This window comes from Luteimonas sp. e5 (assembly GCF_054031035.1).
On the sequence record NZ_JBSTRX010000002.1, the window covers coordinates 405,692 to 426,577 of the forward strand.

The 20,886-nt window shown below is 67.7% G+C and carries 19 protein-coding genes; 17 read left to right on the forward strand and 2 right to left on the reverse strand.

Annotated features, from left to right (window positions below):
- Positions 1–74: 74 nt before the first annotated feature.
- The 9 genes from ACW11F_RS07360 (at position 75) to ACW11F_RS07400 (ending at position 9,802) form a co-directional block, all read left to right on the forward strand.
- Entirely contained in the window at positions 75–923 is an 849-nt protein-coding gene (locus tag ACW11F_RS07360; RefSeq protein ID WP_456996573.1) for a YicC/YloC family endoribonuclease, read from the forward strand.
- A gap of 65 nt (positions 924–988) precedes the next feature.
- Positions 989–1,603, forward strand: a complete 615-nt coding sequence (gmk, locus tag ACW11F_RS07365; protein ID WP_456996260.1) for a guanylate kinase — start codon at positions 989–991, stop codon at positions 1,601–1,603.
- A 157-nt stretch (positions 1,604–1,760) separates the two neighbouring features.
- On the forward strand, positions 1,761–2,060 hold the full coding sequence (gene rpoZ / locus ACW11F_RS07370; protein WP_456996261.1) for a DNA-directed RNA polymerase subunit omega: 300 nt from the start codon (positions 1,761–1,763) through the stop codon (positions 2,058–2,060).
- A 109-nt stretch (positions 2,061–2,169) separates the two neighbouring features.
- Positions 2,170–4,353: a RelA/SpoT family protein gene (locus ACW11F_RS07375; protein ID WP_456996262.1), complete on the forward strand. Its 2,184-nt coding sequence runs from the start codon at positions 2,170–2,172 to the stop codon at positions 4,351–4,353.
- An 85-nt stretch (positions 4,354–4,438) separates the two neighbouring features.
- Positions 4,439–4,822, forward strand: coding sequence for a RidA family protein (locus ACW11F_RS07380; protein WP_456996263.1), 384 nt, complete (start codon positions 4,439–4,441; stop codon positions 4,820–4,822).
- 18 nt (positions 4,823–4,840) lie between these two features.
- Positions 4,841–6,964: an ATP-dependent DNA helicase RecG gene (recG, locus tag ACW11F_RS07385; RefSeq protein ID WP_456996264.1), complete on the forward strand. Its 2,124-nt coding sequence runs from the start codon at positions 4,841–4,843 to the stop codon at positions 6,962–6,964.
- 51 nt (positions 6,965–7,015) lie between these two features.
- Positions 7,016–7,951 carry a nucleoside hydrolase gene (locus ACW11F_RS07390; RefSeq protein ID WP_456996265.1) on the forward strand — a complete coding sequence of 312 codons (936 nt, stop codon included), beginning with the start codon at positions 7,016–7,018 and terminating at the stop codon, positions 7,949–7,951.
- A gap of 69 nt (positions 7,952–8,020) precedes the next feature.
- Positions 8,021–8,263 (forward strand): type B 50S ribosomal protein L31, encoded by a 243-nt coding sequence (locus ACW11F_RS07395; protein ID WP_456996266.1) that lies wholly within the window; start codon positions 8,021–8,023, stop codon positions 8,261–8,263.
- Between the two features lie 249 nt (positions 8,264–8,512).
- Positions 8,513–9,802 (forward strand): citrate synthase, encoded by a 1,290-nt coding sequence (locus ACW11F_RS07400; RefSeq protein ID WP_456996267.1) that lies wholly within the window; start codon positions 8,513–8,515, stop codon positions 9,800–9,802.
- A 77-nt stretch (positions 9,803–9,879) separates the two neighbouring features.
- Here the strand turns inward: ACW11F_RS07400 and ACW11F_RS07405 are convergent, their stop codons facing one another.
- Both ACW11F_RS07405 and ACW11F_RS07410 read right to left on the reverse strand, forming a co-directional pair.
- Entirely contained in the window at positions 9,880–10,542 is a 663-nt protein-coding gene (locus ACW11F_RS07405) for a hypothetical protein (protein ID WP_456996268.1), read from the reverse strand.
- Positions 10,543–10,641: 99 nt separating this feature from the next.
- Positions 10,642–13,137, reverse strand: coding sequence for a penicillin-binding protein 1A (locus ACW11F_RS07410; RefSeq protein WP_456996269.1), 2,496 nt, complete (start codon positions 13,135–13,137; stop codon positions 10,642–10,644).
- A gap of 204 nt (positions 13,138–13,341) precedes the next feature.
- Between ACW11F_RS07410 and ACW11F_RS07415 the strand changes: the two genes are divergently transcribed.
- The 8 genes from ACW11F_RS07415 (at position 13,342) to ACW11F_RS07450 (ending at position 20,845) form a co-directional block, all read left to right on the forward strand.
- Positions 13,342–14,400, forward strand: coding sequence for a pilus assembly protein PilM (locus ACW11F_RS07415; RefSeq protein ID WP_456996270.1), 1,059 nt, complete (start codon positions 13,342–13,344; stop codon positions 14,398–14,400).
- Complete coding sequence (locus ACW11F_RS07420) at positions 14,400–15,203, forward strand: PilN domain-containing protein (RefSeq protein WP_456996271.1); 804 nt, start codon at positions 14,400–14,402, stop codon at positions 15,201–15,203. The genes ACW11F_RS07415 and ACW11F_RS07420 overlap by 1 nt, the downstream gene beginning before the upstream one ends.
- A complete protein-coding gene (locus ACW11F_RS07425) occupies positions 15,200–15,853 on the forward strand; it encodes a type 4a pilus biogenesis protein PilO (RefSeq protein ID WP_456996273.1) in 654 nt (217 codons plus the stop codon). The genes ACW11F_RS07420 and ACW11F_RS07425 overlap by 4 nt, the downstream gene beginning before the upstream one ends.
- Complete coding sequence (locus tag ACW11F_RS07430; RefSeq protein WP_456996274.1) at positions 15,850–16,389, forward strand: pilus assembly protein PilP; 540 nt, start codon at positions 15,850–15,852, stop codon at positions 16,387–16,389. Before ACW11F_RS07425 ends, ACW11F_RS07430 begins: the two co-directional genes overlap by 4 nt.
- 14 nt (positions 16,390–16,403) lie before the next feature.
- Positions 16,404–18,260: a type IV pilus secretin PilQ gene (locus ACW11F_RS07435; protein ID WP_456996574.1), complete on the forward strand. Its 1,857-nt coding sequence runs from the start codon at positions 16,404–16,406 to the stop codon at positions 18,258–18,260.
- Positions 18,261–18,411: 151 nt separating this feature from the next.
- A complete protein-coding gene (locus ACW11F_RS07440; protein ID WP_456996275.1) occupies positions 18,412–19,440 on the forward strand; it encodes an AAA family ATPase in 1,029 nt (342 codons plus the stop codon).
- An 11-nt stretch (positions 19,441–19,451) separates the two neighbouring features.
- Entirely contained in the window at positions 19,452–20,384 is a 933-nt protein-coding gene (locus tag ACW11F_RS07445; RefSeq protein WP_456996575.1) for a DUF58 domain-containing protein, read from the forward strand.
- Entirely contained in the window at positions 20,384–20,845 is a 462-nt protein-coding gene (locus ACW11F_RS07450; protein WP_456996276.1) for a DUF4381 family protein, read from the forward strand. The genes ACW11F_RS07445 and ACW11F_RS07450 overlap by 1 nt, the downstream gene beginning before the upstream one ends.
- Positions 20,846–20,886 lie beyond the last annotated feature (41 nt).

Below are 20,886 nucleotides of genomic sequence, written 5' to 3' on the forward strand. Positions count from 1 at the left end.
GCTGACCATCGGGGCGCGCGAGTTTACCATTCGCTCATTCGCTCCCTTCCGGAAAAAACATGTCCATCCGCAGCATGACCGCGTTCGCCAGTGCCGACGCCGCCACCGAAGCGGGCCGCCTGCAGTGCGAGATGCGCGCGGTCAACCACCGCTTCCTCGATGTCAGCCTGCGCCTGCCCGACGAGCTGCGTGCGCTGGAGCCGGCCATGCGCGAGCGGATTTCGGCGCGGGTGGCACGTGGCAAGCTGGACGTGGTGCTGCGCCTTGCCGCGAGCGCGGATGGCGATCGCCTGCGCTTGAACGCCGGTTTCGTCGAGCGACTTTCGGACATCGCACAGGAGCTGGATGCGGCATTGCCGGCACTGCGCGTGGACCTCGGCACCCTGCTGCAGCTGCCGGGAGTGCTGGAGGCGCGCGATGTCGATGCCGACGCACTGCAGGCGGCGGCGCTGGCCCTGCTCGATCGCACGCTTGATGACTTTCTCGCTGCCCGCGAGCGTGAGGGCGCGAGCCTGGCGGCGGCGATCAACGAACGGCTGGATGCCATCGCCGCCATCGCCGGCGAGTTGCGCGGTTTGCTGCCGGCGATCCGCGAAGGACAGCGTGCCCGTCTGCAGGCGCGGCTGGATGACATCGCGCAGGACGCCGACCCCGGCCGGCTGGAGCAGGAACTGGCGCTGGTGCTGAACCGGCTCGACGTCGACGAAGAGCTGGACCGGCTCGACAGCCATCTGACCGAGGCACGGCGCGTGCTGGCGCGGCGCGAGCCGGTGGGGCGGCGGCTGGACTTCCTGCTGCAGGAGTTCAACCGCGAGGCCAACACGCTGGGCTCCAAGTCTGTCGATGCGCGCAGCAGCAATGCCGCGGTCGAGCTGAAGGTGCTGGTCGACCAGATCCGCGAGCAGGTGCAGAACCTCGAATGAGCGGCGCGGCACGGGCGACTTGGTACGATGGCGCCGCCTTTCCCCGAACCTGATCCGGACCCATCGTGCGCGGCACCCTCTACATCGTTTCCGCGCCCTCGGGCGCCGGCAAGTCCAGCATCGTCAATGCGGTGTTGGCACGCGACGGCGGCATCAGTCTGTCGGTGTCCTTCACCTCGCGCGCGCCGCGCCCGGGTGAGCGCGATGGCGAGCATTACCACTTCGTCGATGCGGATGAGTTCATGCGCATGGTCGAGGCCGGGGATTTCTTCGAGCACGCACTGGTACATGGCGACCTCAAGGGCACCGCGCGGCAATCGGTGGAGCCGCTGCTGGCCGCCGGGCGCGATGTGTTGCTGGAGATCGACTGGCAGGGTGCGCGCCAGGTGCGCCGTCAGGTGCACGATGCCATCGGCGTGTTCATCCTGCCGCCCTCGCGCCAGGCGCTGGAGGAGCGCATGCGCAAGCGCGCGCAGGACAGCGAGGACACCATCGCCCGCCGCCTCGCCGCCGCGCGCGAGGAAATGAGTCATTACGGCGAATACGACTACCTGATCGTGAACGACGACTTCGACACCGCGGTCGCCGAAATGTGCGCGATCTTCAGCGCCAGCAGGCTGCGCCGCGAAGCCCAGCAGGCCCGGCACGGGCGCCTGATCGACACCCTGCTGGCACCATAGTCTGCAGCCTGCGCCGGTCTTTGCGCGCATGTCGGGCGGCGGCAAGGCGTTGAATTGAAAGGAAAACACCCGCCGATGCTTGCGCATGGGCGGTGTATTGCCTACAATGCCCGGTTCCGAATTTCAACCGGCGGCCCGTGGCCGTGGAGTCATCGCGATGGCGCGCATCACCGTGGAAGATTGCCTGCAAGTGGTCGACAACCGTTTCGAGCTGGTCATGCTCGCGGCCAAGCGCGCGCGCCAGCTGGCGCGTGGCGTCGAGACCAAGCTGGACAACGAGGAATACGACGACAAGCCGACCGTGCTGGCGCTGCGCGAGATCGCTGCGCGGGTGGTCGACGAGCCCTTCATCGACGCGGTGGAGAAGGCCGAGCGCGAGCGCCGCGAGCGCGAGGCGCTGGAGTGGGCCGCGGCCGAACTGGTCAGCAGCGACGACGACCTCAAGGGCGAAGACTGATCCGCGCCCTGCCATGTTGATCCGCGAACCCCGCCACGGCGGGGTTCTTCGTTTGTGCCGCTGGCCTGCGCCCCTTCCCACTGCGCGCGCTTGGGCTTAGTCTGCAAGCATGTCCTCGTCCGACTCCGCCATCGCCGGTCCCGGTCGGGGTGCGCCCGATGTTGCCGCCTTGCCCGATTATCTCCAGTCGCTGCTGAAAACCGCGGCCTACCTGGATGACGTCGACCGTGCGCGACTGGTGCACGCCTGGCAGGTCGGCGCCGCCGCACATGCCGGGCAAACGCGCAAGTCCGGCGAGCCCTACATCACCCACCCGGTGGCAGTGGCCGAGGTGCTGGCCGAGCAGGGCATGGACTTCAAGACGCTGGCCGCGGCGATCCTGCATGACACCGTCGAGGACACGCCGCTGACCGCCGACGAGATCGCCGCCGACTTCGGCCATACCGTGGCTGATCTCGTCGAAGGCGTGACCAAGCTGGACAAGCTGAAGTTCCGCGATCGCCAGGAAGCCGCCGCCGAGTCGTTCCGCAAGATGATGTTGGCGATGTCGCGCGATCTGCGGGTGATCCTGATCAAGCTCGCCGACCGCCTGCACAACATGCGCACGCTGGGCGCGCAATCGCCCGAGGCGCGCCGTCGCATCGCGCGCGAAACGCTGGAAATCTATGCGCCGATCGCACAGCGTCTGGGCATGAACATGGTCAAGACCGAGTTGCAGGATCTGAGCTTCCGCGCACTGCATCCCTGGCGCTACGCAGCACTGGCCAAGCGCATCCGCGAGCAGCCGCTGGTGCGGCGCGAGGCGATGATTCGCATCGAGGCGCAACTGGCGCAGCGGCTGGCCAAGGAGGGTTTGACACACAAGCTGGTGGGGCGGGTGAAGTCACCGTGGAGCATCTACAACAAGATGCGCAGCGAACACAAGACGCTGGAACAGGTGATGGACGTGTTCGGCTTTCGCGTGATCGTCGACAGCGTGGCCGATTGCTACCACGCGCTGGGCGTGGTGCATGCCGCGTTCAAGCCGCTGGACGGGCGCTTCCGCGATTTCATCGCCATTCCCAAGGCCAACGGCTACCAGTCCCTGCACACGGTGTTGTTCGGCCCGTATGCAGCACCGATCGAAGTGCAGATCCGTACCCGCGAGATGGACCTGGTGGCCGAACGTGGCATCGCCGCGCACTGGACCTACAAGCAGGGTGCGGAAGCCAGCAGCCCGCTCAGCCGCGCCAGCACGTGGCTCTCGGAGCTGATGGAAAGCCAGCAGAGCACCGGCTCCTCGCTGGAGTTCCTCGAGAACGTCAAGGTCGACCTGTATCCGGACGAGGTTTACGTGTTCACCCCGAAGGGGCGCATCTTCGCGCTGCCACGCAATGCCACCGCGCTCGATTTCGCCTATGCGGTGCATACCGACATCGGCAACCATGCGGTCACTGCGCGCATCGACGGCAAGCTGATGCCGCTGCGCAGCAAACTCGCCAGCGGACAGACCGTGGAGGTGGTGACCGCGCGCACTTCGCACCCCAAGCCGCAATGGCTGGAGTTCGTCGCCTCCGGCAAGGCGCGCACCGCGATTCGCCAGCAGCTCAAGCAGATCGAGCACGAGGATGCGGTGCAGTTGGGTCTGCGCATGCTCGAAGTCCAGCTGGACGCACTTGGCAGCAGCATCGAAAAGCTCGAACCCGGGCGTCTGGACGAGTACCTGGCCGAGCAGCGCATGCCGCGTCTGGAAGCATTGCTGTCGGAAATCGCGCTGGGCAACCGCATGCCGCAGCTGGTGGCGCAGCAGCTGGTCGATGGCAAGGTGGATGCCGCGCGTGCGCCCGCGGCAGGCAGCGGGTTCGCCCCGGGTCATGACCGCATCCTGATCACCGGTGCCGAGCGCGGCGTGATCAGTTTCGCGCAGTGCTGCCAACCGATACCCGGTGACGCCATCATGGGTTTCCATACCGCCGGCAAGGGCGTGGTGGTGCACCGCATGAGCTGCCCCAATCTGGCCGAGTACCGGCGCTCGCCGGAGCGCTGGGTGGACATGGGCTGGGATCCGCGCGTCAGCGGGGATTACGCCTCCAGCCTGCGCGTGGACGTGGACAACCGGCCCGGGGTGCTGGCGCAGGTGGCCGCGGCGATCGCCCAGGCCGAGTCCAACATCGACAGCGTGGATTACCTCGAGCGTGATGGCAGCGTTTCGCTGATCCGCTTCGGCATTGAAGTGCACGATGTTTCCCACCTCGAGGAAGTGATCCGCCGCGTGCGCCGCCTGCAGGTGGTGCACGACGTGCAGCGGATGTGAGCCGCCGCGCCGTCGAGGAGGGTGTGCGGCGTGGCCGCGAGGCGTCGCGATTAGAATGAGGCCCCACCCCATACCGGAGCTCTCCATGTCCCGCATCCCCGTGCAATCCGACCGTGCCCCCGCCGCCATCGGGCCGTATTCGCAGGCGGTCAAGTGCGCCAACCTGGTGTTCCTGTCCGGTGCGATCCCGCTTGATGTGACCACCGGCGAGCTGGCCGAAGGCGGCATCGAGGCGCAGGCACGGCAGGCCTTCGAAAACCTCAAGGCAGTATGCGAGGCCGCCGGCGGCAGCTTCGACAAGATCCAGCGCGTCGGCCTGTACCTGACCGACCTGGGGCAGTTTGCTGCGGTCAACGCGGTGATGGCGGAATACTTCAGCGCCCCGTTCCCGGCGCGCTCGACCATCGAGGTCTCGGCCCTGCCCAGGGGCGCGCAGTTCGAGGTCGACGCGATCATGGTTCTGGACTGATCCGGGTCGCGGCTGGCGGTGGCGCGCAGCAAGGCACGGCCCGCGCCGGCCATCCACGGCGGCGACACCCCGCTGGCCGGGCTGCCCGGGGTCGGGCCGAAGACCGCGGCCAAGCTTGCCGCGCGCGGGCTGGAACGCCTGCGTGACCTGTGGTTCTGGCTGCCGCGCAGCTGGGAGGACCGCACCCGGCTGACGCCGATCGCCGCGCTGCGCGCCGGTGAGCCGGCGCAGGTCGAGGGACGCATCATGGCCAGCGAAACCGCATTCCGCTTCCGGCCGATGCTGAAGCTGGTGCTGGCCGACGACTCGGGTGCGCAGCTGCTGCTGCGCTTCTTCCACTTCCGCGGCCAGCAGGCGAATGCCCTGCGTCGCGGCGTGCGCCTGCGCGCCTTCGGTACTCCGCGCGCGGGACAGGCGGGGCTGGAAATCGTGCATCCGAGTTACCGCGTGCTGGGTGAGGCGGATGAAGAACTGCCGCACGAACTCAGCCCGGTGTACCCGGCGATCGAAGGCGTCGGTGCGGCATTGATGGCGCGTCTTGTCGCCACCGCGCTGGAGGCGTTGCCGGCGGAAGAGGAACTGGAATTGCTGCCCGAGGACTGGCGGCAACGCCTCGCGCTGCCGCCGCTGCGCGAGGCGATCATCGGCCTGCACCGGCCGCCGGCCGGGGTCGATACCGGCCGGCTGCTCTCGGGCCGGCATCCGGCGCAGCGTCGCCTGGCGCTGGAGGAAATGCTGGCGCATCAGTTGTCGCTGCGGCGCCAGCGGGTTGCCATGCAACGCCATCGCGCGCATCCGTTGCCGGCGCGCGGCGAGCGGGTCGCCACATTGCTTGCCGCGCTGCCATTCCGGCTCACCGCGGCGCAGGCGCGGGTGTTCGATGAAGTGCAGCAGGACCTGGCGCGACCGACACCGATGCTGCGCCTGGTGCAGGGCGACGTCGGCTCGGGCAAGACCGTGGTCGCGGCGCTGGCAGCATTGCGTGCGATCGATGCCGGCCATCAGGTGGCACTGATGGCACCGACCGAGCTGCTGGCCGAACAGCATGCCGCGACCCTGCGTGACTGGTTGCAGCCACTGGGCGTGGAGGTGGCCTGGCTGTCCGGCAAGGTGCTCGGCAAGGCGCGCGAAGCGACCCTGGCGGCGGTGGCCGATGGCCGCGCGCAGCTGGTGGTCGGCACCCATGCGCTGATGCAGGAAGGCGTCGAATTCGCCGACCTGGCGCTGGCGATCATCGACGAGCAGCATCGCTTCGGCGTGCAGCAACGACTGGCGCTGCGTGACAAGGCGGATGCCGGGGTGGTACCGCACCAGCTGGTGATGACCGCGACGCCGATCCCGCGCACGCTGGCGATGAGCGCCTATGCCGATCTGGATGTTTCGGTGATCGACGAGTTGCCACCCGGGCGCACGCCGGTGCAGACCGTGGCGATTTCCGCCGAGCGCAGGCCCGAGCTGATCGAACGCATCCGCGCGGCGATCGCCGAAGGCCGCCAGGCCTATTGGGTATGCACCCTGATCGAAGAGAGCGAGTCGGGGCCGGGCATGCCGAAGATCGAGGCGCAGGCGGCGCAGACCACCTTCGAGGCCTTGTGCGAGGCGATGCCGGAACTGCGCATCGGCCTGGTGCACGGGCGCATGAAGGCACGCGAAAAGCAGGCGGCGATGGCGGCATTCAAGGCCGGCGAGCTCGCCCTGCTGGTGGCGACCACGGTGATCGAAGTCGGCGTGGACGTGCCCAATGCCTCGCTGATGATCATCGAGAATGCCGAGCGTCTGGGCCTGTCGCAGCTGCACCAGCTGCGTGGCCGGGTCGGCCGCGGCAGCGCGCGCTCCAGCTGCGTGCTGCTGTACCAGCCGCCGCTGGGACGCATCGCGCGCGAGCGCCTGGACATCCTGCGACGCAGCAACGACGGCTTCGCCATCGCCGAAAAGGATCTCGAACTGCGTGGCCCGGGCGAGTTGCTCGGTACCCGGCAGACCGGCCTTGCCGAGTTCCGCATCGCCGACCTGTCGCGCGATGCCGACCTGCTGCCGCAGGTGCAGGCGCTGGCCGACGAACTCCTGGCTGGCGCACCGCAGGTCGCCGCGCGCATCGTCGAGCGCTGGGTCGGCGGTGCCGCACGCTATGCCTCGGCCTAGAATGGCGGGCGATGCCGCACGCCGGCGTGGAAAGTCGCAAGGAGCCGGCACATGAACGATGAACGCGTTCCCCTGCTGATCGATACCGATCCCGGGGTGGATGATGCGCTGGCGATCCTGATGGCGCTGGCCGATCCACGCCACGAGGTGGTCGGGCTTGGCGTCTGCGCCGGCAACGTCGGCCTCGCGCATACCGTGGCCAATGCGCTCAAGCTGTGCGAAATCGCCGGACGCGAGGACGTTCCGGTGTTCCCCGGCAGCGCGCAGCCGTTGCTGCACCCGGCACCTGATGCGGCCGACGTGCATGGCGCGGATGGCTTCGGCGATACCGGGCAGGCGCCCGCCGCGCGCCAGCCCGAGGACGAACATGCCGCACAGGCCATCCTGCGCCTTTCGCGGGAGCACGCCGGGCGCCTGCTGCTGGTCGCACTGGGGCCGCTGACCAACCTCGCCCTCGCGCTCAAGCTCGATCCCGCGCTGCCTTCGCGCATCGCCCGCCTGGTGGTGATGGGCGGTGCGGTCAACGGGCGCGGCAACATCACCCCGTTCGCCGAGTTCAATACCCATTTCGACCCGGAGGCGGCGCACCTGGTGTTCAGCGCCTTTCCCGAGTTCGACCTGGTGGACTGGGAAGCCACCCTCGCACACGGACTCGCGCATGCGGACATCGAGGCCTGGTGCGCGGCCGATTCGCCACGTGCACGCTTCTACGACGCCATCTCGCGCAAGACCCGCGACTGGGCACGCGCCCGTCGTGGCCAGCGCTGGCACAGTGCCGATGCGCTGGCGATGGCCTTCGCACTGGATCCCGGGCAGGGGCGATGCGAGCGCCACGCCCTGCGCGTGGCGCTGGACGGCCCGGCACGCGGCATGACGCTGGTCGATTGGCAGGACATCGGGGCTGCGCCGGCGAATGCGCGCATCCTGTTGCAGTATGCGCAGGACGCATTCGAGGCGCGGGTGCGCGGCGCACTGGCAGCGCTCTGAGGCCGCTTGCAACCTGTTTCGGGCTGCGGTTACAATACCCGGCTCCATTCCATATTCATTGGTGCCGCCATGAAGGCCGACATCCATCCCGAATACCGCGAAGTCGTCTTCCATGACGTCACCTCGGACTTCAAGTTCCTGACCCGTTCCACGCTTTCCAGCAAGGAAACCGTGAAGTGGGACGATGGCAACGAATACCCGCTGGTGAAGGTGGAAATCTCCTCGGCCTCGCACCCGTTCTACACCGGGCAGAACCGCGTGGTCGACACCGCCGGCCGCATCGACAAGTTCAAGCGCCGCTACGCCAAGTAAGCGCGCACGTCGGGCCGGCACGCATCGGCCCGGAGCACGAACGGCCGCCGCAGTGCGGCCGTTTTCGCGTGCACGTTTCACGTACGCGTCTTGCGTGCGCGAGCCGCGGCGCACGCGCCGGGCAAGGGCACCGGGAGGGTGCCCAATTCACGGCGGCGGCGTCGGATATGCGATAATGCTGCGTTGCGACACAAGCGGCCCCGCGCGCATGCAAACCGCCTTGCGCCGGCCCCCAACCAGGAGCTCTCCATGTCCGACAGCAAAGAAGCCAGCCTGAAGCTGGGCGACAAGAACCTCGACATGCCGGTGCTTGAGCCGACCCTCGGCCAGCCCTGCATCGACATCGCCAAATTGCCGGCGGCGACCGGTTGTTTCACCTACGACAACGGCTTCACCGCCACCGCTTCGTGCAAATCGTCGATCACCTACATCGATGGCGAGGAGGGCGTGCTGCTGTATCGGGGCTATCCGATCGAGCAGTTGTCCGAACACTCCAGCTTCCTGGAAGTGGCCTACCTGCTGATGCATGGCGAGCTGCCGGACCGGCAGGCGTTCGCCGACTTCGAGAACAGCGTGACCCGGCACACCATGTTGAACGAGAAGTTCAAGCAGTTCGTCGAGGGCTTCCGTTACGACGCCCATCCGATGGCGATGATGATGGGCATGCTCGGCTCGATGGCCAGCTTCTACCACAACGATCTCGATTACGAGGATCCGGAGCAGCGCCGGCTGGCGGCGATCCGCCTGATCGCGAAGGTGCCGACCATCGCTGCGCTGTGCTACCGCCATTCGCTGGGTTGGCCGGCGGCCTACCCGCGCAATGACCTGGAGTACGTCACCCGCTTCCTGCACATGATGTTCGGCGTGCCGAGCGAGCCGCTGCAGCTGAGCCCGGTGGCGTCCAAGGCACTGGATCTGCTGTTCATCCTGCACGCCGACCACGAGCAGAACGCGTCGACCTCGACCGTGCGCCTGGTCGGTTCCACCGGTGCCAATCCGTATGCCTGCATCGCCTCGGGCGTGGCCGCGCTGTGGGGTCCGGCGCATGGCGGCGCCAACGAGGCGGTGCTGAAGATGCTCGAGGAGATCGGCACCCCGGACAAGGTCGGCGATGCCGTGGAGCGGGCCAAGAACAAGGAGTCGGGCTTCCGCCTGATGGGCTTCGGTCACCGCGTGTACAAGAACTTCGACCCGCGCGCCAAGATCATCCGCGAGATGACGCACAAGGTGCTGGGCGAGCTGGGCATCAACGACCCGCTGCTGGACGTGGCGATGAAGCTGGAAGAGGCCGCGCTCAAGGACGACTATTTCATCCAGCGCAAGTTGTACCCGAATGTCGACTTCTACAGCGGCATCATCTACAAGGCGCTCAACATCCCGACCGAGATGTTCACCGTGATGTTCGCCATCGCGCGTACCGCCGGCTGGATCAGCCACTGGCTGGAGCAGCAGGACGATGCGGAAACCCGCATCGGCCGTCCGCGGCAGATCTACACCGGCCATGCCAGCCGCGATTACGTGGAGATGGGCAAGCGCTGAGCCGCTTGACCCGCGCAGCAAAACGCCCCGCGTTGCGGGGCGTTTTCGTGTGCGCCCGGTGCCGCCCCGGAGTTCTGTCAGGGATGCCGCGTTCGTGTTTCCTCGTGCTCGCGCATTTCGTTTTCGGCCAGCAGCATGCGCAGTTGTGCCGCCGAGGCGCGTGGCATCGGTTTCTCGTTGAGTGCCGACAGCGGCGCCTGACGCAGTGCCGTGGTCGGCAGCACGCTGATGTCGAAGCCGGTATCGTCGGCGGCAAACAGCCACACGTCGATGTCGAGATGGCGGTTGCGATCCAGGCGCACACGGCGCATGCGTGATTGTGCCGGGATCGCATGCTGCTGCAGGAAGGTGGCGACCTGGTGCGGGTCGTCGGCATGCAGGTGCAGTTGCACCGGGCTGTGCTGATCGGCGCTGCCATCGAGCACGTCGCCGACCAGGCGCGGCTGGAACGCGGCGAAGAACTCCATCGCTTCCAGTGCCGCCTGGCGCTGCCGGGCAAGTTGTTCGGCGCGTCCGGCGCTCGGCCGGAACAGGCGCTGGTATTCGGCCAGCGCTTCCTCGATCTCCCGATTGCGCGGCAACGAGGCGTCCTCGAAGATGCCCAGCCGTTCGGCGGCCTTGCGCTTGGCCTGGTGATAGTCACGGATACCGCTTTCGGCCATCAGCCGCGCCGCCTCGTGGGCCAGTCGCTGGCGGCGCTCGCGGGTACGGGTCTCGGCATGCTGGCGGGCGCGATGCATGGCGGTCTCCCCTGTGGTTTCGAGGGGACTCTACCGCACTTCGATGTCGGTCCGCGTGCACGTGGCACGCGGGTTCAGCCGGCGGCGGGGGAGCCCGGCTCAGAAGATGTCGTAGGTGTCTTCCTGCGGCTCGACATCGCCATCGACCGGGCCGAAGTCGATGTAGCTTTCCATCCGTTCCAGGTCCTCGGCCTTGACCCACTCGGTGATGCCGCCACCGCCCGGGATCAATTGCCCGCCGGCGGTGACGCCGACCTTGATCATGCCCTGCGGCGGCTCGTGGCTGATCTGCGGCTTGCCTTCCAGCGCGGCCTTCATGTAACTGATCCAGATCGGCAGTGCCGCCTTGCCGCCGTATTCGCGATAGCCCAGCGACTTGAAGTCGTCGCGCCCGACCCAGACCACGGTGACGAACGGGCCGCCATAGCCGGCGAACCAGGCGTCGCGGTGGTCGTTGGTGGACCCGGTCTTGCCACCGATGTCATCACGCTCGAGCACGCGCGCGGCGGTGGCGGTGCCGCGCTTGATCACGTCGGCCATCATCGATTGCATCTGCCAGGCCACGCGCTCGTCGATCGCGCGCGGCGCGATCGGGGTGCCCTCCGGCGGCGCCCGACGTGCCTGCGCCTTGCTCTGCTGCTGGCCGGTCCTGGTCGCCGGATCGGTGCTCGGCGCGGCAGGCTCGGGCGCACCGAGGTTGAAACCATCGACGATCTGCGGTTTGCCCGCCACCGGCGCCGCCACCACGTTGCCGGCCGGGGCGACGCAGCCGCGACATGCCGTGGCCGGGTTCTCCTTGAAGATCACCTGGCCCTGGCTGTCGCGGACTTCGTCGATCACCCAGACGTTGACCCGCGAGCCACCGTTGGCGAATACCGCGTAGCCGCGCGCCACCGACAGCGGGGTCAGCGAGGCGGTGCCCAGCGACATCGACAGGTTGGGAGGCAACTCGTCCTCGGCAAAGCCGAAGTGGCTGATGAAGCGGCGCGCATAGTCCACGCCGATGGCATCGAGCAGGCGCACCGAAACCAGGTTGCGTGATTGCACCAGCGCTTCGCGCAGGCGGATCGGGCCGACGAAGCGGCCGCCATCGTTCTGCGGTCGCCACACCTTGCCATTGCCCTGGCGGAACACCACCGGCGCATCCAGCACGATCGAAGCCGGGTTGAAGCCACGCTCGAACGAAGCGGCATACACGAACGGCTTGAAGCTGGAGCCGGGCTGGCGCCGCGCCTGGGTGGCACGGTTGAACTTGTTGCCGGCGAAGCTGTAGCCGCCGACCAGCGCCTTGAGCGCGCCGTTGTCCGGGTCCAGCGAAACCAGCGCCGCCTGCGCGCGCGGCAACTGGTCCAACTTCCACGCCTGTTTGTCATCCTGACGGATGCGCGCCAGGTCGCCGCGCTTGAACAGGCTGGCCGGGGTACGCCCGGGCCAGGGCCGGCCCGCGTCGGCCGGCAGCACGATGCGTTCGCCCCTGGCGTTGACCACGCTGGCGCTGCCGTCGCTGCCGGTTTCGGCCACGATCACCGGCTGCAAGCCGGCCTGCACGGGAATCGTGGCGAGGCGGCGGGCGATGTCGGCATCGCTTTCGCCGGCGGCCAGTTCGAAGTGCTGCTCCGGCTTGTCCCAGCCATGGCGGCGGTGGTAGATGCGCAGCCCGCTGCGCATCGCTGCATCGGCGGCCTGCTGCAGTGCCGGTTCGATGGTGGTGGTGACGTGGTAGCCGCGGGCAAGCGCCTCCTCGCCGTAACGGGTGACCATCTCCTGACGCACCATCTCGGCCACGTAGGGCGCGTACACCTCCACCGGGCGCTCATGCCGCGCGGCGTGCATCGGCTCGGCGGCAGCGCGATCGGCCTCGGCCTGGCTGATCATGCCCAGCTCGACCATGCGCGGCAGGATGTAATTGTTGCGGCGCTCGAGGTTGCGTTGCGGATTGGTCAGCGGGTTGGCGCTGGAAGGGAACTTCGGCGTGCCGACCAGCGTCGCGATTTCGCCCAGGGTCAACTGGTCGAGGGTCTTGCCGTAATAGAACTCGGCGGCGGCGGCGATGCCATAGGCGCGATGGCCGAAGAAGCTCTTGTTGAGGTAGAGCTGCAGGATTTCGTCCTTGGACAAATCCTGCTCGATCCTGCGTGCCAGCAGGATCTGCGCGAGCTTGGCGCGGTAATCGCGCTTCTGCCCCTCCTGATAGAACATCTTGGCGACCTGCATGCTGATGGTCGAGCCGCCGGGCACGCGGCGGTCATCGGTGGTCATGGTCAGCCAGACCGCGCGCGCCAGGCCCTTGAGATCGACCCCGTGGTGGCGGTAGAAGTCCGCGTCCTCGGCGGCGATGAAAGCATCCTTGACCTGCTGCGGCACCTGCGCGATGTCGATCGGATAGCGCCGGCTTTCACCGAACATCGCCATCAAGCGGCCATCCGCGGCATAGACATAGAGCGGCTCCTGCAACGGGATCTCGCGCAGGCTGCGCGCGTCCGGCAGGTCGGCACTGACATGGCGATACACCAGGCCCGCAGCGACCAGTCCGGCCAATGCCAGCACCAGCAGGACAAGCAGGCTCCACAGCAATATGCGGCGCAATCGGGACATGGACGGGAACAGGCCGGAAGCGGAGCCGTACAGTATAAGGATCGGCCGCAAACGCCGGGTAGTGATGACCTTCCGCGCCGGTTAAAATGGGCGCGTACGAGGGGTCGATTTGGCATTGGCTATTGTGCGGATGTGAAAAGTCCGTTATGAATAGCCGCTGCAAAGGGGATGGCAGCATTGCCGTCCATTGGGGAGAGCACAAGCGTGAAATTCGTCAGGCGTGTCCAGCCGGCGCTGCTCGGCGTCGACATCAGCTCGACTGCGGTCAAGCTGCTGCAGCTCTCGCGCAGCGGAAACCGTTACCGGGTCGAACATTTCGCAGTCGAGCCACTGCCGCCCAATGCGGTGGTGGACAAGACCGTGGTCGAGATCGAGCAGGTCGGCGATGCCCTGCGCCGCGCGGTCGAGCGTTCGGGCAGCAAGCTGCGCAATGCCGCTGCCGCGGTCACCGGTTCGGCGGTGATCACCAAGCTGATCTCGATGCCCGGTGATCTCAGCGAGGACGAGCTGGAGGCGCAGGTCGAGCTGGAAGCGCCGAACTACATCCCGTACCCGATCGACGAGGTCAACATCGACTTCAACAGCCTGGGCCCGGTGCCCGGCGCGCCCGACATGCAGCAGATCCTGCTGGTGGCGGCACGCTCGGAGGACGTGCTGGCGCGGCAGGCCGTGCTGGAAGTGGCCGGGCTCAAGGCCGCGGTGATGGATGTCGAGGCCTTCGCACTGGAAAACGCCTTCGAACTGATGCGCCCGAGCCTCAACATCCCGGCCGATGGCCTGGTGGCGATCGTCGACATCGGCAACACCATGACCACGCTCAGCGTGTTGCGCGACGGGCGCAGCCAATATGCGCGTGAGCAGGCCTTCGGCGGCCGCCAGCTGACCGAGGAAATCATGCGCCGCTACGGCCTCAGCCACGAGGAAGCCGATCGCGCCAAGCGCGTGGGCGGCCTGCCCGAGAGCTACGAGACCGAGGTGCTGGAGCCGTTCCGTGATTCGCTGGTGCAGCAGGTCAGCCGTCTGCTGCAGTTCTACTACGCCAGCAGCGAATACAACCGCGTCGACCAGATCGTGTTGTGCGGTGGTTGTGCCTCGATCGCCGGCATCGCGCAACAGGTCGAGGAGCACCTGGGCGTGGCCACCGTGGTGGCCAATCCGCTGGCGCAGATGACGCTTGGCTCGCGCGTGCCGGCACAGGCACTGGCCCAGGATGCCCCGGCGCTGATGATCGCCTGCGGCCTTGCGCTGAGGAGCTTCGACTGATGGTCAGGATCAACCTACTTCCCTGGCGCGAGGAGCGTCGCAAGCAGCGCCAGCAGGAGTTCTACCTGATGATGGGCGGTGCCGTCATCGGCGGCCTGCTGCTGGCCCTGCTGGGCTGGATGTGGTTCAACGGCCAGATCTCCGGCCAGAACGAGCGCAATGCCTTCCTCGACGGCGAGATCGCCAAGGTCGAGGCGGAAATCGCCGACATCAAGGAGCTGGAAGGCAAGCACGCCGCGCTGCTGGCGCGCAAGGAAGTGATCGAGAAGCTGCAGGCCGACCGCTTCAAGATGGTGCACCTGTTCGACGCGCTGATGCGCACCGTGCCCGATGGCCTGGTGCTGACCCAGCTCAAGCAGGAGGGTGAGCAGCTGACGCTGGAAGGACGGGCGCAATCCAATGCGCGCGTCGCCAGCTACATGCGCAACCTGGAAAACGCGGGCTGGATGAAGAATCCGGATGTCACCGTGATCGAGACCACCCAGCCGCAGGGCGTAGTGCGACAGGCCGCTGCCAGCGGCACGAGCGTGCCGCCGGCGGGTTCGGCGGCGGCGTTGCTGCCGTACATGTTCACCATGCGCGTGACCCTGGCCAACCCCAACGAGCCGCGTGATCCGGATGCGCCGCCGACGCCCGATCCGGTGCCGATCCCGGCGATCGAGCCGGCCACCATTGCACCGGCCGAGCCGGCTGCCGCGCCGGCAACGCAGGCGCCTTCGGAATCGCAGGCACCCGCCGCGGCGCCACAGGTCGGGCAGCCGGTCGACGGTGGTGATGGCGTGGTGACGGAGGGCGACCAATGAGCAAGCGACGCAACCTCGACATCAACAACATCGGCAACTGGCCACGCAACATGCAGTGGGTGGCGGCTGCGGTGATCGCGGTGTTCATCCTGCTGCTGGCGTGGCTGATGGTGTTCCGCGGACAGAAGGAAGAGCTGGAAGGCCTGGAAGCGCGGGAAGCCGCACTTCGCACGACCTTCGAGGAAAAACAGGGTCAGGCCGCCAATCTGGAGCCGCTGCGCGAGCAGTTGGCGCAGATGGAGCTGGAACTGCAGCAGATGCTGCGCCAGCTGCCGTCGAAGACCGAAATGCCCGACCTCATCGTCGACATCTCGCAGACCGCGCTGGCTTCCGGGCTGCGCCATGAACTGTTCCAGCCGATGCCCGAGGTGGCGCAGGACTTCTATGCCGAGAAGCCGATCCAGGTGCGAATGGTTGGTGGCTACAAGCAATTCGGCGCCTTCATGAGCGGGGTCGCCTCGCTGCCGCGGGTGGTGATCATGACCATGAACAACATTTCCCTCACCCCGCGCGGCACCAGCGGCGCACTGGTGATGGAAGGCACGGTCAAGACCTATCGCTACCTGGACGAGTCCGATCCGCAGGACAAGGAAATCCTTGATGCCGCTGCCGCGGCTGCCGCGGCCAAGGCGGCGGAGGCAAAGCAATGAGCCGCGTCCCGTTCCCGCTGTTGCGTGCCCTCGTGCTGCTCGCCGTGCTCGGCCTGCTCGCCGGCTGCGGCCGCAGCGTGACCCGTGCACCGAATGACCCCTCGAACCTGCAGGCCTGGGTGGCCGAAGTGCGCGCGCGCCCGGCACCGCCACTGGATCCGATCCCGGTGATCAAGCCGTTCGAATCGTTCGAGTTCGATGGCCGCGGTTTCCGCGATCCGTTCGACATCAATGCGGTCGCCGACAGCGCCGCCGGCCAGCGCCCGGATTCGAACCGGCGCCGGCAGCCGCTGGAAGCGTTCCCGCTGGACTCGCTGGACATGGTCGGCACCATCGGCGGTGGCCGCAGCATCGTCGCCTTGGTGATGGGCCCGGACCGGGTCACCTATCGCGTGCGCAACGGCAATTATCTCGGCCAGAGCGATGGCCGGGTGGTCGGGGTCTACCTCGACCGGATCGAACTGATCGAGCTGGTGCCCGATGGCGCCGGCGGCTGGCTTGAACGGCCGGCCACGATCCTCCTGGAGAATCAATGATGAAGGGCATCAGCATGCACACTTCCACCATTCGCCGCGCCGCCCCGGCGCTGTTGGCCGGGCTGGTTTGCGCGATCGGCGTGATGAGCGCGCAGGCGGCACCGCCGGTCCCGGCCGCCGCCGGCGTCGACATGCCCGGCAGCAGCATCGGCGCGACCACGGTCAGCAACATCGACTTCCGTCGCGGCGAGGGTGGTGCCGGCAAGCTGGTGGTCAGCTTCAGCAGCGAGGGGGCTTCGCCCGACCTGCGCAATCAGGGCAACCAGGTGGTGGTTGATCTTGGCCGCACCTCGATCCCGGCCACGCTGGCGCGCCAGCTCAACGTGACCGACTTCGCCACCCCGGTGCAAAGCATCGACTCGCGCGATGGCCGCATCGTGCTCGCCACCCATGGCCAGTTCGAATCCATGGCCTACCAGCGTGGCCGCGAATACATCGTCGAGATCATGCCGCGCAACGTGCAGAGTGCCCGCGGTGCGGTGGCGCAGACCATCTCCGGCAGCGCGCGCGCCGCGGCCGAGGCACCGCGCCCGGCCTACCGTGGTCGTCCGGTCAGCTTCAACTTCCAGGACGTGCCGGTGCGCACCGTGTTGCAGCTGATCGCCGAGGAGTCCGGCCTCAACATCGTGGCCTCCGATACCGTTGCCGGCAACATCACCCTGCGCTTGGTCAACGTGCCCTGGGATCAGGCCCTGGACATGGTGCTGCAGGCCAAGACCCTGGACAAGCGCCGCACCGGCAACGTGATCTGGGTGGCGCCGCAGACCGAAATCGCCAAGTACGAGCAGGATCGTGAAGACGCACGCATTGCGCTGGAAAACCGCCAGGACACGATCACCGAGTACTTCCGCATCAACTATCACAACGCGGCGGCGATCTTCAAGGCGCTGACCGAGGCCAAGGGCATCGGTGGCCAGCAAAGCGGGCAGGGCAGCGGGCAGAACTCCGGCGAGAACGGCTTCCTTTCGCCGCGCGGCCGCATCGTCGCCGACGAGCGCACCAATACCCTGATGATCAGCGACATCCCGAAGAAGGTCGAGGCGATGCGCCAGCTGATCAACGAGATCGACCGTCCGGTCGATCAGGTGCTGATCGAGTCGCGCATCGTGATCGCCACCGAATCCTTCGCCCGTGATCTGGGTGCGCGTTTCGGCGTGTCCGGGCGCAACATCAATGGCAGCCGCAGTCAGGGAGTCAGCGGCAGTCTGGAAGGCAGCCGCGACGTGATCGGCAGCGGGCACGGCACGATTCCGTCGGGGCTCAACGTGAACCTGCCGGCCAAGCCGGCCAGCGGCACCGCGGCGGGCATCGCCTACACCCTGCTCGGCGCCAACTTCTCGCTGGACGTGGAACTGACCGCGATGCAGCAGCAGCAGCGTGGTGAAGTGCTGTCCAATCCGCGCATCCTCACCACCAACCAGCGTGAAGCCACCATCAAGCAGGGCAAGGAGATCGGTTACGTCACCATCACCTCATCGGCCGGCGGCATGGTGCAGCCCAACGTCGAGTTCAAGGAAGTGCTGCTCGAGCTCAAGGTGACCCCGACCATCACCAACGACGACCGCGTGTTCCTCAACATGGTCGTGACCAAGGATGAGCTCGACAGCTGGCTGCAGAGCCCGATCGGCGACGTGCCGATCATCGCCAAGCGCGAGATCAACACCGCGGCGCTGATCGAGAATGGCCAGACCGTGGTCATCGGCGGCGTGTACGAATTCACCGACATGGACGCCATCTCGAAGGTGCCCTTCCTCGGTGACTTGCCGATCATCGGCAACCTGTTCCGCAGCAAGAGCCGTCGCAATGACAAGGTGGAACTGCTGATCTTCATGACCCCGCGCATCCTGCGCGTGGAGCAGCAGCGCCACTGACCGGCGCCGCCGGATGACGCGAAACGGGGCCGATGGCCCCGTTTTCGTTTCCGTGCGCGGGAAACCTCCGGCGTTTGCACGGTCAAGCACGGTTGAACCTTGGGCGTGGACAATGGTCTGATCTGTTCACCCTCGAGTACCGATGCCCCGCATGGATACCGCTACCGCCCCGCCGCCACTGCCAGCGAGCATGCCCGATGCCGAGCGCGCGCGCCTGCATGACGCCTTCAAGGCCCTGCAGGCATCCCTTGGCGAAGAAATCGTCGGCCAGCCACGCCTGGTCGAGGGTCTGCTGATCGCGCTGCTTGCCGATGGCCATCTGCTGGTCGAGGGTGCGCCGGGACTGGCCAAGACCCGCGCCATCCGTGCGCTGGCCGCGCGCATCGAAGCCGAATTCGCGCGCATCCAGTTCACCCCCGATCTGTTGCCGGCCGATCTCACCGGCAGCGAGGTATGGCGCGCACAGGCCGCGCGGTTCGAGTTCCAGCCCGGGCCGATCTTCCATTCGCTGCTGCTGGCCGACGAGATCAACCGGGCACCGGCCAAGGTGCAGTCGGCCCTGCTCGAGGCGATGGCCGAGCGCCAGGTCACCGTGGGTGGCCAGACCCGGCCCTTGCCGCGGCTGTTCCTGGTGATGGCGACGCAGAACCCGATCGAACAGGAAGGCACCTTCCCGTTGCCCGAGGCGCAGCTCGACCGCTTCCTGATGTACCTGCGCATCGGCTATCCGGATGCCGACAGCGAAGCGCAGATCATGCGTCTGGCGCGCGAAGCGGCTCGCGCGACGGAGACCGAGGCCGCGCAGCCGGCACGTCAGCGCATCGCCCAGGCCGACGTGTTCGCCGCACGCCAGGCCGTGCTGGACGTGCACATGGCACCGGCGCTGGAACGCTATCTGGTGGAGATCGTGCTGGCGACACGTGATGCCGCGCGCTATGACGAACAGCTGGCACGGCGCATTGCCTGGGGCGCCAGTCCGCGCGGCTCGATCGCGCTGGAGCGCTGCGCACGCGCACGCGCCTGGTTGGCCGGACGCGACTACCTGACGCCCGACGACATCCGTGCGGTCGCACCCGAGGTGCTGCGCCATCGCGTGCTGCCCAGCTTCGAGGCCAGTGCCGAAGGCTGGGATGGCGAGCGGCTGGTGCAGGAAGTATTGCTGCGGGTGCCGCACCCCTGACCGTGGCCCGCCTGCCTGACCCCGTGCACGAGGCGCCGGCGACCCGCGATGTGGTGGACGACGCCATCGTGCCCAGCCTGCAGGCATTGCTGGCGTTGCGCGGCGCGGTCGCGGCGCGCACGCCGGCCCGGCGTGGCCGGCATGGCCATTCCGGCGTCGCTGCCTCGCCGCTGCGCGGACGTGGCATGGAATACGCCGAATCGCGCGAATACGTCGCCGGCGATGACGCGCGGCATATCGACTGGCGGCTGACCGCGCGTCGCGGGCAGGCGCATACCAAGCTGTTCCAGGCCGAGCGTGACCGCCTCAGTCTGGTGCTGGCGGACACCGCACCGGCGCTGTATTTCGGCAGCCGCGTGCGTTTCAAATCGGTGCAGGCGGCGCGTGCCGGAGCGGTGGCGGCGTGGCGCGCGCTGGCCGATGGTGATCGCATCGCAGCCTTGCGTGGCAGTCGGCGCGAGCCTCCGGTACCGCCGGGAGCGGGCATGCGCGGCGTGCTGCGGGTGCTCGATGCACTGGTGCGCTGGTATGCCGCGCCGCCAGCGGACGATGCCGGCCTCGGCCTGGCGCTGGAGCAGGCGCGACGCGTGCTGCGCCCGGGCTCGCGACTGGTGGTGCTGGCGGAGCCCGCCAGCATCCTCGACATCGAAGCCTCGCACTGGTCGGCACTGGCACGGCACAACGAGGTCAGCGTGCTGCTGTTGAGCGACGCGCTCGAACAGGCACCACCTGCGGCCCGGCTGCCCATCGCGACGGACGATGGCGAAATGCATCTGGATCTCGCCGCCGAGGCGCAACGTGCGCTGTGGGCGAACGCGTTCAACACGCCGTTGGCCGATGCGCTGGCAGTGCTGCAGGCGCGCGGCATCCATGCCCATGAGCTGCGCGCCGATGCCGACAGTGCTTCCTGGTTGCCGGCGGCACGCCGCCGAGAGGTGGCGTGATGCGGCTGGCCCCGGAACTGGTCTTGCGCGACATCCATCGTCCCCCGGCGCCCTCGCTGTGGCCACCGGCGGCCGGCTGGTGGTGGTTGCTGGCGGCCGTGCTGCTGGTTTCCATCGTGCTGGGGTGGTGGTGGCATCGGCGCCGCGCGCATCGCCGCGCGGTCGAGGCGATGTTCGAGCAGGCATTGGCCGAAGCGGGCGATGGCCCGGCGCAGATCGCCGCGCTGTCGGCGCTGCTGCGGCGCGCGGCACGCCGGCATCATGCCGCCGCCGACACCGTGGATGGCGAGGCGTGGCTGGCGTTGCTCGACGAGGGCATGCCCGGCGCGTTCGGCAATGACGAGTGCGGCCACCTGCTGCTCGAAGGCGGTTGGAAACAGCAGGTGGATGCGCAGGCATTGCAGCGTCTGCGCCTGCGCGCACGCGAGCGCTTCCTGCGCTGGATGGGAGTGGCCCCGTGAGCGCCTGGTGGCAGGCATGGCTGGCGCAGTTCGCGTGGCCG